Raw genomic sequence first — 16,553 nt, forward strand, 5'->3', positions numbered from 1 at the left:
CCCAACGGTTTTCACCCAGTCAGGAGCATCACCATGAAAATGAAGCATCTGCTCGCATCCTGCGCGCTGCTCGCGCTTGCCGTTCCGTTCACCGCACACGCTGCCGGCTGCGGGAAGCCACGCAGTGCGTTCGACCAGGTGTACTGCACCAGCACGCAGTTCTCGCAGTCCGACCGCGATCTCAACGATGAATACGGCCGCCTGCGCAAGCAACTGAGCGGCGACCAGCAGGCGACGCTGAAGGCCGGCCAGCTCGCGTGGCTGAAGCAACGCGACGCGCAGTGCAGCGAGACGCGCAATAACAGCTACCTCGTGGACATCCAGTGCGCGAACGACATGACGCAGTCGCGGCTGTCGTTCCTGCGCGAGCGTGAGCGCGAATGCTCGAGCACGGGCTGCGTGACGTCGAAGCTCGGCGAGTAAGGGCGTCGCGCGTGCCGCGCCGCGAGACGTTTCGCGACGCGGCGCTTCGCGCCCTTGCGAACCCTGCGCATCGGCACCGCGAAAGGAGCCTTGAAAGGAGCCGCGATGCGACATGAATTCTCTGAAGTCCTCAACGATCTGGTCGACTATTTTCTCGTCGGCGATCTCCTGCTGCTGAAGCGGTTCAAGGAACAACACGGACTGCCGGACGACGTCGCATCTGCGTTCACCACGAGCGACAGCGGTGATCGCGCCGTGCTGGAAGGTGTCGTCGTTCCGCTCGCCGGCATCGAGAACCATCCGTACACGGTCATCTTCACGCTGGATGACGACACACCCGAATTGCTGAAGACGGGAAGCCGCCTGCAGCATCGGCGCGGCGGGTACGTGCTGCGCGTCGAGCATCGTGCGGTCATGCTCTGCACGTGGCGGATTCTCGAACGCTTCAACGACACGACGGTGAACGCACTGCTCGCGCGTTACCGTGAACCGGGCCGGCCCGTGATTGAAATCGACAACGGCTGGTATGAGGTCGAGATCCTCGGTGGAGAAGTGCCGCGCAACGGCTGGTTCGAGCCCGCGTTCGAATTCGTGCTGAAGAAAACCGACGTGCCGGGCGATGCATCGCAGGTGGAGATCGATTACCGTTTTGCGATCGACGCCAGTCTGGATCCGGCGAATTGAATCCCGCGCGCGACGGCGCGGCACACGGCAACCGATCAGGCGGAGTACACATGACACCGAACACGATGCACATCGACATCCGCCCTGCCACGCCCGCCGATGCCCCGGCCATCGCCGCCATCCACGTCGCATCGTGGCAGGCCACCTACCCGGACATCATGCCGGCCGCGTTCCTCGCCGGCCTGTCGGTCGAGAAACGCACCGCTTCGTGGCGCCATGCGCTCGACGCCGGACGGCCGCGTGTCGCGCTCGCGTTCACGGAAGGCGAGCCGATCGGCTGGATCGCGTACGGTCCGACGCGCGACACCGACAAAGATCGCACCTGGGGCGAAATCGAAGCGATCTATCTGTATCCAGCGCATTGCGGGCAACGCGTCGGCGCGGCACTCGTCGACCATGCATGCCGTGCGCTGCATGATTTGGGCCATGAATGGGTGTCGCTCTGGGTGCTGGTGAAGAACCATCGTGCACGGGCGTTCTATGAACGCGAGGGCTTCGTCGCCGAAGACGACATCAAGACGTTCGAGATCGAAGGCGCGCCGATTGAAGAAGTGCGCTACTGGCGCGCATTGCCGAAACGATCGTCATGACGGCATCGCCACCCCTGCCGCCAGACGCGCCTGCATCAGCTGCAGCAACTCGCGGATCTTCGCGTTGACGGAATTGCGGCTCGAATAGGCGGCCAGCAGTTCCAGCGGCGCCGGCGTCATCTCCAGCGGCACGCGCACCAGCCGCCCGGCGGCCAGCTCGGCCGCGCATCCGCGTTCGACGAGAATCGCGAAGCCGATCCCGTTCACCGCCGCCAGACCCGCCATTTCGCCGCTATTGACGCGATACCGGCTCGCGACCGGAATCTTGTGAATCCGCCCGTCGCCGTCGGCGAACTGCCACGGTTGCCCTTTCAGCGTGCTCAGCGTCGTGATGCACGGCAACTGCCTGAGCTGCTCCGTCTGCGTCGGCATGCCGGTGCGCTCGATCAGCGACGGCGCGGCCACGACGACGCTCGGCAGGCTCACGAGCGGCCTGACGACGAACGCGCTGTCGTCCAGCTTGCCACGATGGACGATGATCGACAGGTCGATATCGTCGCGCAGCGTCGAGACGCCTGCGAGGCTCGTATCGCAATCGATTTCGACACGCGGATGGCGACTCGCGAATTCCGCAACGATCGGCCCGAGCATGCGCGGCCCGATTTCGCCGGGCACGCAAAGCTTCAGCACGCCGCGCAGCTCCGTCTGCTGCGAGGTCAGTTCGAATTCAGCAAGCGTCAGCGCATCGAGCATCGGCTTCGCGCGCTCGTGCAGCAGGCGCCCAGCCTCCGTCATGCGCAGGTGCCGCGTGCTGCGCTCCAGCAGGCGCACGCCAAGCCTCGACTCCAGTTGCGCCACATGGCGGCTCACGTTGGAACCGGGTATCGACAGCACGCGCGCGGCGCCGGCAAAGCTGCCTTCGTCGACGACCGACACGAACACGCGCACCGCGTTCAGATCCAGCTTGCTGCGCATCATTATCCCGTTTCAGGTATCAAAGCTCGCCGTTTTTCACGGCTTACCCCGTTCGGGACCGTAATTTACGATGCGGATCCAGTCAAGGCGTGGCCGCCGACGCACGAACCCGCGCCGACGTGAGCACGCACACGAACCTACGGGAGCATCAACATGGATATCGCCATTCTCGGCGCCGGCGTGGCCGGCATGAGCACCGCGCTTGCACTCGCCGGGCAGGGTCACCGGATACGGCTCCATGAACGCAGGCCGTCCGCGACGACGATGGGCGCCGGCGTCGTGCTCTGGCCGAATGCCGGCTTCGTGCTCGAGCAACTCGGCCTCCTGCCGGACATCGTCGAGGTCAGCGGCCACCTGCATGCGATGCGGTGCATGGACCGGCACGGCACCGCATTCAAGCGCTTCGATATCGGCGAACTCGACCGCCACATGGGTTTCCCGACGCGCTCGATCTTGCGGCGCGACTTGCAGGCCGTGCTGGCGCGGCACGTCGCCGCGCACGACATCGAAGTCTGCTTCGGTCACTGCGCGACAGCCATCGATACCGGCACCGATGGCCGCGCGATCGTTCGCTTTGACAACGGCGTGGCGATCGCCCCCGATCTCGTGATCGGCGCGGACGGCCGCATGAATTCCGTCGCGCGACGCTACGTGGTCGGCGACGCCACGCCCGTCTATCAGGGATTCGTCAACTGGATCGGCGTCGCGCATAGCGATGTGCCGCTGGTCGACGACGTGTCGATATTCGACTACTGGGGCCAGCGCGAACGATTCGGCATCGTCGCGCTGGACCGGCATCGCATGTACTGGGCAGCGGCCCGGGCCGAGGCTGAAATCGACGATAGCGACGATGCGGCACCGGACGATCCCGGCCCGCTGCTGGAACGGCTCTTCGACGGGTGGCCCGCGCCCATCGCGAGCGTGATGCGTGCAACACCGCCGGGCACGATCGCGAAGATCCGCGTGCACGATCTCGATCCGGTGGACATATGGCACCGCGGCAATGTGCTGTTGATCGGCGACGCCGCGCACGCACCACTCCCCACCTCCGGACAGGGCGCATGCCAGGCGCTCGAGGACGCATGGCATCTCGCCCGTTGTCTCGACGAGCATGAAAAAGGCAACGACCTCGACGCAGCGCTCGCGTCGTTCACGCTGCGACGCACCCGGAAAACCACGGCAATCACGCTACGTGCACGCGAGTTCGCTCACCGGCTGTTCGGCAAAGACACGCATGAAGCCGCGCGACAGGTCGATCCGAGCGCCGAAATCGAAGCGCTCGCAAACGCGTGGGGAGCGGGCCTGCCGATGATGCCTGCGCGGGACTGACCAAGACGCGCAAGCGATGGCATTCGATCACAAGAACCACCGATACTCCCGCGCCCCGATCTCATTGCGAAAATCCAGCTCCTCCTGCCGCTTGTTCTCGCAATACACCATCACGAACTCGCTGCCGAGCCCTTCGCGCACGGCCGCGTGCTCCTGCATCCCGGCGACAGCCGACAGCATCTCCTTGGGGAAATCGATCCCGCTGCCGCGATCCTCGTTGAGCGGCGCGATCGGTTCGAGCTTCGCGTCGAGCCCGTGCTCCATCCCGGTGAGAATCGCCGCGAGCACGAGGTAAGGGTTCGCGTCCGCACTCGCGAGCCGGTGCTCGATCCGCAGGTTGCGCGCATCCGACTCGGGAATCCGGATGCACGCATCGCGATCCTCGAAGCCCCAGCTCGCGCGACTCGCCGCATTCACCATCGATCCGTAGCGCCGGAACGCATTGTGATTCGGCGCGAACACGGGCATGCAATGCGGCAGCAGCGCGAGGCAGCCGGCCACCGCGTGCCGCAGCGGCCGCTGCCCGTCCGCCGCGAGCAGGTTGCGCCCCGCATCGTCGTAGAGGCTCACGTGCACGTGCATCCCGCTGCCCGGCGCATGCAGGTACGGCTTGCCCATGAAGCTCGCGCGATAGCCGTGCTGCAACGCGACGCCGCGCGTGCTGCGGCAGAACATCGCCGACCAGTCGGCCGCGCGCAGCCCGTCGTCGCAATGGCCGAAATTGATTTCGAACTGGCCCGGCCCGAGCTCGGCGGTGATCACGGTCGCGTCGATTCCCTGCACGCACGCGACGTCGACCATTTCGTGCAGCACGTCGGAGAAGCGCGACAGGCGCTCGATATGCATGTTCGGCTGATCGTCGCGATCATCGGACAGGCGGTCGCGCGGATACTTCGGCATCCCCTCTTCGAGCTGCGCGGCAAACAGGTAGAACTCGAGCTCGAACGCGACGACCGGCCGGATGCCGCGCCGCGCGAGCCGTTTCAGCACGCGCGCCAGCACCTCGCGCGGCTCGAACTCGACCGGCGCGTCGGTGCCGTCCGTCGTGATCAGCATCTGGCCGAGCGGCTGCTTCTCCCAAGTCACCGGCTTCAGCGTGCCGGGAATCAACCGGCGCACGGCGTCCGGATCGCCGTCGTTGAAACAGTAGTCGCCGATCTTGTAGAGCCCGCCCTGCGTGCCGAGCAGGATGCAGTTCTGCGGCAGCTTCAGCAGCGAGCCGGCCGCCACCTTCTCGAGCGCATCGATCGGGTAGCGCTTGCCGTAGAAATGCCCGGGCAGGTCGAGGCAGATCAGGTCGACATAACGGATCTCGGGATGCGCCTGCCGGAATGCGCGGACCTCGGCGACCAGCGCGGGAACGACGTCAGCCATGTCTCATCCTTTCCATGTCTTGTATGGCGGTGCCGCGATGCGGCGAACCGGATTCATGCGGCACACTCGACAACAAACGCCGCATTTAAATCAGTACTGCAAACATGCTGCGTGGCGCGATGGCCTGCATCACCGCGCGCCCCGCGGAAAATTCAGGTGAATACCCAGATCACGCGCGTCGGCGCATCGGTCAAATTGGCATAACGAAAGCGCTTGTGCGCCGGAAGCTGGAATGCATCGTTCGGGCCGAGTGTGACGGGCGTATCGTCGCCATCGACCCAGATCGTCAGTTCTCCTTCGAGCACGAAACCGCCCTGCTCGTCGCTGTCGTCGACGGGCCGCTCGCCGCTGCTCGCACCCGGCGCGAGATGGCTTTCGAGGATCGAGAAGCGCGAGCGCATGTTCGGCGACACGAGGATGTCGGTAATGCCGGCCGCGTAATACACGGTGCGCCGCTCGTCGGGCCGCGTCACCCACGGCACGCTGCGCGGCTTGCTCAGGCTGTAGAAATAGGTGGTCGGCACGCCAAGCGCCTCGCCGATCGCGGTGAGATCCGCCACCGTCGGGCGCGACAGCCCGCGCTCGACCTGCGACAGAAAGCCGACCGAGCGGCCGATCCGTTCCGCGAGATCGTTGAGCGTGACCTTGCGATGCTTGCGCAGGTCGCGGATCAGGATCGCCAGGCTTTCTATCTCTTCCTGTTCATTCATGGTGGGTTCCGGTGCAGTCAGACGGTATCGCGCAGACGGTACCAGGCCTTGCCGATCGCTTCCAGCGGCGCGGCGAGCCGGTCGCCGCCGGGGAAGCGCGGGTTGCGGATGCGCTGGTACTGCGCGAGCAGGCGTTCGTCGCCGAGCACCGCGTCGGCCACCGCGCGCGCGCCGGCGAGCGTCGGCAGTACGCCATGCCCCGAGAACCCCTGCAGCCAGAAACGCTGCCCGTGGCGGCCGATGTCGGGCGTGCGGCGCATGCTGATGTCGATATGGCCGCCCCACGCGTAATCGATCGGCACGCCGGTCAGTTGCGGGAACACGCGTTCGAGGTGCGGGCGCGTGGCCGCCGCGATATCGGCCGGAATGCCGCCGAGATACGTGCAGCCGCCGCCGAACAGCAGCCGGTTGTCGGGGCTCAGGCGGAAATAGTCGGGCACGAACTGGTTGTCGATCACGCAACTGTTCTGCGGCAGCAGCGAACGGGCGACGTCGGGCGCGAGCGGCGCGGTCGCGACCTGGTACGTGCCGACCGGCAGCAGCCGGCGCGCGAGATCGCGATCGAGCCGGTCGACATACGCGTTGCAGGCCAGCACGAGCACGTCCGCGCGTACTTCGCCGCGCGCCGTGCGGGCGACGTGGCCGCCGGCCGTCTCGCGGCAGTCGAGGACACGACTCTGCTCGAAGATGCGGCCGCCCGTGCGCTCGATCGTCTGCGCGAGGCCGAGCGCCAGTTTCAGCGGATTCAGGTGGCCGGCCTCGGGATCGTGCAGCGCCGCAAGGTAACGCGTGCCGCCGATCCATTCGGGCATCTCGTCACGGCCGATCACGCGCAGCCGGTCGTAGCCCCAGCGCTCGGCCGCTTCGTCACGCGCCTGCTCGAGCATCGCGACACGCCGCGGCCGCACGGCCGCCCACAGGCTGCCGGGCCGGTAGTCGATGTCGAAACCGTGCCGCGCGGGCAGCTCGCGCACCTCGGCCGCGGCCCAGCGCATGCTGTCCCACAGCAGGCGCGCGCCGTCGCGGCCGAGCGAATCCTCGAGCGGCTGCATGTCGCACGACCAGCCGAGCAGCGCCTGCCCGCCGTTGCGGCCCGACGCGGCCCACGCGACGCGGCTCGCTTCGAGCACGACGACCCGCTTGCCGGCGAGCGCCAGGCGCAACGCCGTATGCAGCCCGCTGAAACCCGCGCCGACGACGAGCACGTCGGCATCGATGCGTTCGTCCAGCGCCGGACGATGCGGGATCGGCGCCGGGTAGGTGCCGGCGTAGTAGCTTGCGACGTGACGGTCGGACTGCACGAACATGCGGACTCCCGTGAAAATAACGCCGAGAAATTTCATGAAAAATTAGCACGGCAATTTCACGGAGGCAAGCGGGCAAAAAAACGCCGGATCGGCCGATACACGACACGCGTTGCGCATGAACCGCACCGCCCCGGTGAAGGTTCCTGCCATCCACCCGGACGAAATTTTTACGGTTGTAAAAATTTTGGACTGAGAGAATGACCCGCTGAAACAGCGCGTCACCCATCCAAGCACGGCCCCCGTAACCCCTTTCAGACCCGACCCAATCGCTGACGGGAGACAAGAAAGATGCCCACGAACCGGGATGCAAGCCCGATGGCCGAATCGGATCACGGAGAATTCTCGCTGAGCGAAGTCCCGCTCGAGAAACGCACCGGATTCCTGTCCATCACGATGGTGTTGTTGAGTTTCACGTTCTTCACGGGAACGATGTTTGCCGGCGGCAAGATCGGTGTGGCCTTCGACGTCGTCAGCATGATCCAGATCGCCGTCATCGGAAACCTGTTGCTCGCCGTCTATGCGGCGTCGCTTGCGCTGATTGCCGCCCGCAGCGGCCTGAATGCGGTGCTGATGGGGCGGTTCTGCTTCGGGGAAACGGGCAGCAAGCTGTCCGATTTCCTGCTCGGCTTCGCCGAACTCGGCTGGTACGCATGGGGAACCGCGACGGTGGCGATCGTATTGGTCAAGCTGCTGGGCTGGCCGCCCGCCGTGACCACGCCGCTGATGATCCTCTTCGGCTTCGGATTTTCGATCACGGCCATCATCGGCTATCGCGGCATGGATGTGCTGTCGCGCGTCTCCGTGCCGCTGATGTTCGTGCTGCTGATGACGTCGATGTGGATCGCCACCCGCGATATCGGCGGGTGGGCCGGCCTCACGCATGTCGCGCCGTCCCAGCCGATGCCGTTCTCGGCCGCCGTGACCATGGTCATCGGCACCTTTGCCAGCGGCGCGACCCAGGCCACCAACTGGACCCGCCTCGCACGCAGCGCGCGCAGCGCCGTCTCGGCCAGCATGATCGGATTCTTCGCGGGCAACGGCCTGATGATCATCGCGGGCGCATACTGCGCGATCGTCTATCAGCAAGCCGACATCGTCGAGGTGATGATGCTGCAGGGCCTGTCGATCGCGGCGGTCGTGATGCTGTGCCTCAATCTCTGGACCATCCAGGGGCCGACGATGTACAACGTGGCGGCCGCCGGATGCCATCTGCTGCGCACCGAACGGCGCCGCACGCTCGTACTCGTGGGCGCGGCGATCGGCATCGTGCTCGCGGTCGGCGGGATGTATGCGTGGCTGATTCCGTTCCTGGTGCTGCTCGGCTCGATCATTCCGCCGGTCGGCGGCGTGATCATGGCGGACTACTGGTACCGCCATCGCGGGCAATATCCGTCGCTCGCCGCCGCCCGCCTTCCGCGCTTCAACCTGGTCGGCCTGGCCGCGTATGCCATCGGCGCCGGACTCGCCTATACCTCGCCGTGGATCGCGCCGCTCGTCGGCATCGCGGCGTCCGCCGCCGCCTACATCGTGCTGCTGCAGATTGCCCGCGCATTCACGCGCGAGCCGTCCGTTCAGGGTGAATGATTCCGCTGCGCGCCCTCCCGCCCCCAAAACCACAGGAATCCTCATGAAAATCATCAACGCCAGATTGCGCGGCCGTAGCGGCCTCTTCACGATCGACATCGATGCGGGCACGATTCGCGGCATCGACCTCCAGCCGTCGCCGCTGACGTCTCAAGGGGACGACGTCATCGATGCGGGCAGCCATCTCGTCATCCCGCCGCTGGTCGAGCCGCATATCCACCTGGATGCGACGCTGACCGCGGGCGAACCCAAGTGGAACATGAGCGGCACGCTGTTCGAAGGTATCGAGCGGTGGGGCCAGCGCAAGGCCACCATTACCCATGAGGATACGAAAGCCCGCGCCCACACCACGATCGGCATGTTGCGCGACAACGGCATCCAGCACGTGCGCACGCACGTGGACGTCACCGATCACACGCTTGCCGCGTTGAAGGCGATGCTCGAGGTCAGGGACGAAGCGCGCGATCTCATCGATCTGCAGATCGTCGCCTTCCCGCAGGAAGGCATCGAGTCGTTCGAGAACGGACGGGCGCTGATGGAGCGCGCGATCGACATGGGGGCCGACGTCGTGGGCGGCATTCCGCATTTCGAGAACACGCGCGACCAGGGCGTGAGCTCCATCAAGTTCCTGATGGAACTCGCGGAGCGCAAGGACTGCCTGGTCGACGTTCATTGCGACGAAACCGACGATCCGCACTCGCGCTTCCTGGAAGTGCTTGCCGAGGAAGCGCGGGTTCGCGGGATGGGCCCGCGCGTCACCGCCAGCCACACGACCGCGATGGGTTCCTACGACAACGCCTACTGCTCGAAGCTGTTCCGGTTGCTGAAGCGCTCGGACATCCATTTTGTTTCGTGTCCGACCGAAAGCATCCACCTGCAGGGGCGTTTCGACACGTTCCCGAAACGACGCGGCATCACGCGTGTCGCGGAACTCGATCGCGCCGGCATCAACGTATGCTTCGGACAGGATTCGATCAAGGATCCGTGGTATCCCATCGGCAACGGCAACATCCTGCGCATCCTCGACGTCGGCCTGCACGTGTGCCACATGCTCGGCTACGAAGACCTGCAGCGATGCCTCGACTTCGTGACGGAGCACAGCGCCCGTGCGATGTCCCTGGGGGACCGCTATGGCATCGCGGTCGGGCGGCCGGCCAACCTGCTGATCCTCGACGCGGATTCCGACTATGAAGTGGTTCGCACGCAGGCCAAGGTGCGCGTGTCGCTCCGTGCCGGGAAGGTCATCATGCAGCGCACGCCCGAACACATCACCTATCCTGAAGCGGGCACGCGTTGAGCGGGCGACGACACTGGTCCGACATGCCGGAGGACGCATCGTGAGGCACCCGTCCGAGCCGACTGCGGAAGCGCCCGGCCGGCCTCACGGCCGGCGCGAAGCGCTGCGCGACACGCTCGAGGCGACCATTCTCGCCGCGGCCGAGGAATCGTTTGCCATTGACGGATTCGAGGGCAGTTCCGTTGCGACGATCGCAGCGGCCGCCGGCCTGTCGAAGCAGAACCTGATGTACTACTTCCCCACGAAGCTGGCGCTCTACCAACGCGTGCTGGACGACGTCTTGCGGGACTGGCTCGGCAGGATGCGGGAATTCGCGGCGCCCGATCGCGAGCCCGCGGAAGCCATGTCGGCCTATATCCGGGCCAAACTCGAATTCTCCAGAAATCGCCCGCATGGATCGCGGGTATTTGCGCTGGAGATCATCGGCGGCGCCAGGACCTACGGAAAGGAAATTCGCAAACAACTGATTCCGGTGTTGCGCGACGACATCCGGGTGCTCGAACGCTGGATCGAGGAGGGCAAGGTCAGGCAGGTCGATGCCGAGCACCTGTTCTTCCTGATCTGGGCAGCCACGCAGGCGTATGCGGATTTCGCTCCCCAGATGCTGCTGGTGCTCGGCAAGCGTGCGCTGGGGAACGACGATTTCGACGCGGCTTACCGCACGATCTCGGATCTGGTGCTCAACGCATTGATCACCGGCGACGGAAAGCCGGATTGACCGCTTGACCGCCTCCGTCGCCCTTCATGCACGGCACCCCGGCGCCGTCGACACTCGCCGGGGAACCGCCGGTCAGTCGTGCTTGTGGCGCTTCTTGTGCTTGTTGCCGCGGTAATGATCGTTGGAACGCGAGTTGTTGCGCGACACGTGGCCGCCCAGCGCCGCGCCCGCGCCACCGCCCAAGCCGGCGCCGACGAGCCCGCCGGCCGTGCCGCCCATCGCGTTGCCCGCAGCGGCGCCTGCGCCGCCGCCCAGTGCGCCGCCGACGATCGCGCCCGTGCGTTCGTGTTTGTTCGACGTCACCGCACCACCCGCGCCACCACCCACTGCCCCGCCGATCACGGTGCCCGTGCTGCCGCCAATCGCGTTACCGACCGCCGCGCCGGCGACGCCACCCAGCGCGCCGCCCAGTGCGTTGTTCGTGTCGCCTGCCACAGCCGGCAGCGACACCACCGCCGCCGCACCGACCACCACGGCCATCCCTGCCAGTTTCTTCAACATCTGTCTGCCCTCTCCGCCTTGCGAATTATCGATGCGCAAATCTAGCACCTTTCCGGACAGCCCATCGTAATGAAGCGTTAAATCGGGCAGTGTCATGGCCGGAGCGCGCGTGTTTGCGGCTTCGGGTGGCCGGCCGCCGGAGCGTGGGACCGCGCGAGATCGCGGCCTAGCCCGACGCATCCGAGAACGCGCCGGAGTGCGTGATGCGATGTCGAAGAAATTCAAGCAACGCATGCACTTTGCGTGAGTGGCGGCGATTCGGAAGATAGGCGGCATAAACGCAGACGGTCTGGTCGAGCGGGTTGATCGAGTAGTCTTCGAAAAGACGCGTGAGCCGCCCCGCCATCACATCCTCTTCGACGAGCCATTGGGGAAGCAGTGCGATGCCAAACCCGCTGATCACGGCCTCGCGCAGCACGTCCGAGTTGTTCACCGAAAGTCTGCCGTTGATCTCGACATGCTCGGTGCTGCCTGCGCGGGTGAACGACCAACGCTGCACAGCCGCCTCGTACGCAAAACGCAGGCATTGATGGTTTCGCAGATCGTCCGGAGAAGCGGGCATTCCGTTGCTTTCCAGATAGTCACGACTCGCGACGACATAGCGATGATGTTCCGCCAGGCGATTGACGATCAGATTCGGCTGGTTTGCAGGCGTGCCGATGCGCACCGCAACGTCAATTCGCTCGGTCGCCAGATCCAGATACGAATCCGACAGCACCAGATCCAGGGATACGCGGGGATGCTGCTGCAGGAAGCCGGCGATGTGCGGCCCCAGGCACAGGCGCCCGAAGGTCACGGGCATCGAAACACGCAGCGGTCCAACCGCGTCGCCACCCGTGTCGGACACACTCCCATCGGCTTCGTCGAGGTCCGACAGCACGCGCGTGATCTGCTCCAGATACGCGGAACCGGCATCCGTCAACGTCACGTGACGCGTCGTGCGAGTCAGCAACGCGCTGCCAAGAGACTTCTCCAACGCGTCCATCAGGCGCGTCACCGACGAAGTGGCCACCCCCATGCGGCGGGCCGCCTTCGAAAAGCCCCCCGTTTCCGCGACGTCGATGAATGCCCGCAACGCAAGAAGCTTGTCCATGCCTTGTCCTTTATCTTTGCGCGCACAGCAATGCTGGTTTGCGATCGGTTCATATTCTTTTACCCTGACGCAAAGCCTAAAGTGCTTGAACCGTCAACGCAAGGAGCCTCCAAATGAATCCGCTCGACATCCAGGTCACGTACGACTTCATCTGCCCGTGGTGCTGGATCGGCCACGCACATCTCAAGGCAGCGCTCCGGGAGGCCAACCTGGCCGTCGCACCGACCGTCAAGTACCTTCCGTATGAACTCAATCCGACCATGCCCAAGGACGGAATCGATCGAAAAGCCTATCGCAGCGCCAAATTCGGAAGCTGGGCACGTTCGCAGGCAATGGATGCCGACGTTACGCTGGCGGGCAAACGCGCAGGTGTCGAATTCAACTACGACCGCGTAGCGGTCACGCCCAACACGCGGCTTGCCCATCGCCTGATGTTCCTCGCTCAGTCCAAGGGAGATGCGGCCCGGACCGAAGCACTGTTCGAGGCGGTTTTCTCTGCCTACTTTTCCGACGGACAGGACATCGGCATGGCCGAGGTTTTGGTCAGCCTCGCGGAAAGGACGGGTTTCGACGCTGACGAAGTGCGCAGTTTCCTGGCGACGAACGACGGCGAGCGCGAAGTCGTTGCCGACGAACTGCGGGCCGGGGCGGCCGGCATCCGGTCGGTGCCGACAATCCGTGTGGGCGGCGTTCCGGTTAGCGGTGCACAACCGGTTTCGGTACTCGCTGAAGTGCTTCGGCACGCCGCCGGCGACACAACCGCCAAAGCCGCCGTCTGAACCGACACCTGCAGGTGAACGCAAGCGCGCACGCTCGATTCGCTGAATCGGGCATGCGCGCCAAGCACAACACACGCTACTCGTTTGGAGAGATTCATGGTCGCCACCGCAAAAGCCAGGCCGCGCGCACTGATCATCGGCGGCTCGCTCGGCGGGCTCTTTACCGCAACGACGCTGCAAGCCGCGGGGTGGGACGTCGACATCTTCGAGCGCTCCCCGAGTGAACTGGACAGCCGAGGGGGTGGAATCGTGTTGCAGGGCGACGTCCTGTCAGCGTTTCATTTCGCCGGAATTCAGACCGACGCCGCGCTCGGCGTGCGGTCGGGCGACCGCATCTACCTGGACCGTACCGATCGCGTCATCCAGCGCAGCTTCATGCCGCAGACCCAGACGTCCTGGAACATGCTCTACGGCACGATGAAGGCGCACCTGCCCGCGCAGGTCTTTCATCCGGGCGAGCGCTTCGTCCGCTTTGAACAGAACGGCGACCGGATCACCGCCTGCTTTGCCAGCGGCCGCATCGAAACCGGCGATCTGCTCGTCGGCGCGGACGGCGCACGCTCCACGGTCCGAGAACAAGTTTCTGCCGGCCTGGCACCCACCTACGCCGGATATGTCGCGTGGCGCGGGCTCGTTCCTGAAGCGGCACTCCCTGCAAGCGCCGCGGATGTTCTCAAAGGAACCTTTGCCTTCCAGCAAGGCCCCGGTCACCTGATGCTCGAATATCTCGTCCCGGGCGAAGACCTGTCGACGCAGGAAGGTCAGCGGCGCTGGAACTGGGTGTGGTACCGGAAGGTTGCCCACGGCGAAGAACTCTCATCGTTATTGACCGACCGCTCCGGGATACGCCACTCGTTTTCGCTGCCTCCGGGCGCATTGAAAAACGAAGACCTCGCCAGCCTGACGCAGGCGTCGAAGGCGCTTCTCGCGCCGACTTTCCAGACGTTGGTTGAAGCCACCAATGAACCGTTCGTCCAGGCCATCCTGGATCTGCAGGTGAAGCAGATGGTGTATGGCAGAGCGATCCTGCTGGGCGACGCCGCCTTCGTTCCGCGCCCTCATACCGCGGGCAGTACCGCCAAGGCAGCCGCCAACGCATTGACGTTGGCCACGGCGCTGCAATCCGCGGATTCCGACATCGATGCAGCCCTGTCGCGTTGGCAGGCTGAACAATTGAGTCAGGGCATCGACATGACCGAATGGGGAATGAACATCGGCGACCGGATCATGGGCATCCCGCGCAGCCATGTCGTCCTGACGAGCGCTTGAGCAACAACCGCGGCACATACTGGCGCGAAGCCGTGTGGCGGCGGCGTCGGGCACACGTCGCCAAGCGGAAGCGGCTATCGTCGCGGAACACGGGCAGCGCTGCGCGATCATGTGCTCGGAAGCGGTGTGGTGGCGCTGCCACCGGCGGATCGTGTCCGACTACCTGATCGCGCGCGGCGAAACGGTGCTGCACATCATGGGCCCCCACCGCGTGGAACCCGCGCACCTGACGGCCGGCGCGGTGATCCGGCCTGACGGCACGATCGTCTATCCGGACGCCGGGGACGACGCCACGGCGCCGGGGGCAACCGCGCCCCCGAACGCATAGCGCGGCGCCCCGTTCGATGGCACGGCCGGCAGCGCGTCGCGAACATCGTCAGTTCCGCGCCGATGCGGCCGAGCCATTCGCCTGCATCAGGCTCGTGCGCACCGCCGGCATCCCCGACGTCACCGCGCCGCCGGCCGGAATCGTCCCGGACGGGGAAGCACCGACCGGCGTCGCCAGCGCCACGCCGCCCAGTGAATTGCCGTACGCGACGATATCGGCGGCCGGGCAGTTGTTCGTCAGCAGCGACACCGGCATGCCGGCGATCGACGCGAGCGCCGTGTCGGCCACCGCGAAATGGCAGACGTTCCCCACCGCCCGGAAGCCGTCATAGCCCGAGCCCGATACGCGGTTGCCCTTCACGACGACGTACGACACCGTCCCCGACCAGGTATCGAGCTCGATCGCGGCCTGATGGGTAGGCGGCAGGCCGTTGTTCGCATTCGTGCCGTCCTGGATCGCGCCGACGACGTTGTTCTCGATCAGCACGTCCGACACGCCGTAGGTTTTCCAGCTATCCTCCTGCGCGACCAGGATGCCGGCCGCCTTCTGCACGCCGCTGACGGTGTTGTTCGAAATCGTCACGGTCCGCCCGCCGACCACGGAGATGCCCCGCCCCCAGTAGTTGCCCGATACCGTGTTCCCGTCAATCAACACGTTGGCGCTGAGGCGGCCGTCACCCTGGTAGCTGACGACGGCGATCAGGTCGTCCCCGGTGTTCTTCACCGTGTTGCCGCGCACCAGCACGTTGGTCGAGCCGTACGTGGTGTGGATGCCGTCGGCCAGCGTCGCCTGCACGGTGTTGCCCACGATCGCCACGCTGTTGCCGCCGAACACGAAGATCCCGGCGCTGGCGCCACCCTGGATCGTCACGCCGAGCACCTGGACGCCGGTGCCCGTCACCTCGACCTTCGTCGATGCGGGCGTCGTCAGCCGCGTCGTACCCGTGCCGAACAGCGTGACGCCGACGAGCGTCGAACCGCTGCCGCTCATCACGATGGTCTGATCAGCCGGGTTGGTCGCAACCAGCGTCGCGCCATAGCCCGAGATCACGACGTCCGCCTTGGACACCGTCAGCGACCGGCCGACGATGTAGCGTCCCGGCGCGAGCACGAGGCGCTGGCCCGGCTGCAATGCATCGAACGCGGCCTGCAGCGCGTCGGCCTGGTCGCCGCCGTTCGCCGTCGGCTGGACGGTCACGGTCGAAAGCGCCGGCGCGCTGCGCGACGGATGCGCATGACGAGCACCGCCCGGCGTGTAGGCGGCCGCCGGCGATGCGGCGAAACATGCGGTGCAGATCAGACAGACGGCCGTACTCGGACCGACCCCTCGAAACGACTTTTTCATGGTTGTTCTCTCACGCCCGTTCGCCCGCGACGACCGGCCAACGGCTGGCGGTCGCGAGGCGTTCGAGCAACGGCGATCGCACGGCGCGTGACACACGCGGCGCACCATCCCGACTGCGACATTCATTTGCTCCGCCGATGCGGCGGAGCAACGGCAACGAAGCGCCGTCGCGTGGCCGCGATCGACACCCGGTCGCCTGTTCGCCCGCCGGCGCCCATGCGTGTCCCCCGAGGAAAGGCGGCCCGATTCCGACGCGCCGGCACCGCGTGGCCGGAATCGAACCCGTCAACAGGAACTGCGTTCCCGAG

General features: G+C 65.7%; 17 protein-coding genes. 10 read left to right on the plus strand and 7 right to left on the minus strand.

The features are described from left to right. Positions 1-33 precede the first annotated feature (33 nt). The 3 genes from CFB40_RS27980 to CFB40_RS27990 all read left to right on the plus strand — a co-directional run bounded on the left by CFB40_RS27980 (position 34) and on the right by CFB40_RS27990 (position 1,697). Positions 34-423 carry a lysozyme inhibitor LprI family protein gene (locus CFB40_RS27980; RefSeq protein WP_089427009.1) on the plus strand — a complete coding sequence of 130 codons (390 nt, stop codon included), beginning with the start codon at positions 34-36 and terminating at the stop codon, positions 421-423. 105 nt (positions 424-528) lie between these two features. Further along, on the plus strand, positions 529-1,107 hold the full coding sequence (locus CFB40_RS27985; protein WP_089433013.1) for a hypothetical protein: 579 nt from the start codon (positions 529-531) through the stop codon (positions 1,105-1,107). Between the two features lie 50 nt (positions 1,108-1,157). Continuing rightward, the gene (locus tag CFB40_RS27990; RefSeq protein ID WP_089433014.1) at positions 1,158-1,697 is read left to right on the plus strand and encodes a GNAT family N-acetyltransferase; all 540 of its coding nucleotides are present in this window, start codon (positions 1,158-1,160) and stop codon (positions 1,695-1,697) included. Here CFB40_RS27990 and CFB40_RS27995 read toward each other — a convergent pair. Beyond that, a complete protein-coding gene (locus tag CFB40_RS27995) occupies positions 1,692-2,612 on the minus strand; it encodes a LysR family transcriptional regulator (protein ID WP_089429054.1) in 921 nt (306 codons plus the stop codon). The two genes, CFB40_RS27990 and CFB40_RS27995, sit on opposite strands and share 6 nt — an antisense overlap. 153 nt (positions 2,613-2,765) lie before the next feature. On the opposite strand from CFB40_RS27995, the gene CFB40_RS28000 reads away from it, so the two are divergent. Further along, a complete protein-coding gene (locus CFB40_RS28000) occupies positions 2,766-3,941 on the plus strand; it encodes an FAD-dependent oxidoreductase (protein WP_089433015.1) in 1,176 nt (391 codons plus the stop codon). 27 nt (positions 3,942-3,968) lie between these two features. Here the strand turns inward: CFB40_RS28000 and CFB40_RS28005 are convergent, their stop codons facing one another. The 3 genes from CFB40_RS28005 to CFB40_RS28015 form a co-directional block, all read right to left on the minus strand. Next, positions 3,969-5,315, minus strand: a complete 1,347-nt coding sequence (locus CFB40_RS28005; RefSeq protein ID WP_089427005.1) for a glutamine synthetase family protein — start codon at positions 5,313-5,315, stop codon at positions 3,969-3,971. A 152-nt stretch (positions 5,316-5,467) separates the two neighbouring features. Continuing rightward, positions 5,468-6,025 carry a helix-turn-helix domain-containing protein gene (locus tag CFB40_RS28010; RefSeq protein WP_089427004.1) on the minus strand — a complete coding sequence of 186 codons (558 nt, stop codon included), beginning with the start codon at positions 6,023-6,025 and terminating at the stop codon, positions 5,468-5,470. A gap of 17 nt (positions 6,026-6,042) precedes the next feature. Further along, positions 6,043-7,332 carry an NAD(P)/FAD-dependent oxidoreductase gene (locus tag CFB40_RS28015; RefSeq protein ID WP_089433016.1) on the minus strand — a complete coding sequence of 430 codons (1,290 nt, stop codon included), beginning with the start codon at positions 7,330-7,332 and terminating at the stop codon, positions 6,043-6,045. 288 nt (positions 7,333-7,620) lie between these two features. Between CFB40_RS28015 and codB the strand changes: the two genes are divergently transcribed. From codB to CFB40_RS28030, 3 genes are read left to right on the plus strand one after another with little or no spacing between them, the layout of a single operon-like run. Further along, the gene (codB, locus tag CFB40_RS28020) at positions 7,621-8,916 is read left to right on the plus strand and encodes a cytosine permease (protein WP_367620789.1); all 1,296 of its coding nucleotides are present in this window, start codon (positions 7,621-7,623) and stop codon (positions 8,914-8,916) included. A 43-nt stretch (positions 8,917-8,959) separates the two neighbouring features. Next, a complete protein-coding gene (gene codA, locus CFB40_RS28025) occupies positions 8,960-10,213 on the plus strand; it encodes a cytosine deaminase (protein ID WP_089433017.1) in 1,254 nt (417 codons plus the stop codon). 40 nt (positions 10,214-10,253) lie between these two features. Next, the gene (locus tag CFB40_RS28030) at positions 10,254-10,931 is read left to right on the plus strand and encodes a TetR/AcrR family transcriptional regulator (RefSeq protein ID WP_089427001.1); all 678 of its coding nucleotides are present in this window, start codon (positions 10,254-10,256) and stop codon (positions 10,929-10,931) included. Between the two features lie 72 nt (positions 10,932-11,003). Here the strand turns inward: CFB40_RS28030 and CFB40_RS28035 are convergent, their stop codons facing one another. Both CFB40_RS28035 and CFB40_RS28040 read right to left on the minus strand, forming a co-directional pair. Then, positions 11,004-11,432 (minus strand): hypothetical protein, encoded by a 429-nt coding sequence (locus CFB40_RS28035; RefSeq protein ID WP_089427000.1) that lies wholly within the window; start codon positions 11,430-11,432, stop codon positions 11,004-11,006. A 166-nt stretch (positions 11,433-11,598) separates the two neighbouring features. Continuing rightward, positions 11,599-12,525 (minus strand): LysR family transcriptional regulator, encoded by a 927-nt coding sequence (locus tag CFB40_RS28040; protein ID WP_089433018.1) that lies wholly within the window; start codon positions 12,523-12,525, stop codon positions 11,599-11,601. Between the two features lie 113 nt (positions 12,526-12,638). Between CFB40_RS28040 and CFB40_RS28045 the strand changes: the two genes are divergently transcribed. The 3 genes from CFB40_RS28045 to CFB40_RS28055 all read left to right on the plus strand — a co-directional run bounded on the left by CFB40_RS28045 (position 12,639) and on the right by CFB40_RS28055 (position 14,901). Further along, positions 12,639-13,304, plus strand: coding sequence for a DsbA family oxidoreductase (locus CFB40_RS28045; RefSeq protein WP_089426998.1), 666 nt, complete (start codon positions 12,639-12,641; stop codon positions 13,302-13,304). Between the two features lie 96 nt (positions 13,305-13,400). Further along, positions 13,401-14,573 (plus strand): FAD binding domain-containing protein, encoded by a 1,173-nt coding sequence (locus CFB40_RS28050; RefSeq protein WP_089433338.1) that lies wholly within the window; start codon positions 13,401-13,403, stop codon positions 14,571-14,573. Between the two features lie 34 nt (positions 14,574-14,607). Continuing rightward, positions 14,608-14,901 carry a DUF488 family protein gene (locus tag CFB40_RS28055; RefSeq protein WP_089433019.1) on the plus strand — a complete coding sequence of 98 codons (294 nt, stop codon included), beginning with the start codon at positions 14,608-14,610 and terminating at the stop codon, positions 14,899-14,901. 48 nt (positions 14,902-14,949) lie between these two features. Here CFB40_RS28055 and CFB40_RS28060 read toward each other — a convergent pair whose 3' ends face one another. Beyond that, entirely contained in the window at positions 14,950-16,245 is a 1,296-nt protein-coding gene (locus CFB40_RS28060; protein ID WP_089433020.1) for a right-handed parallel beta-helix repeat-containing protein, read from the minus strand. Positions 16,246-16,553: the final 308 nt, after the last annotated feature.

This window comes from Burkholderia sp. AU31652, assembly GCF_002223155.1.
GTDB lineage: Bacteria > Pseudomonadota > Gammaproteobacteria > Burkholderiales > Burkholderiaceae > Burkholderia.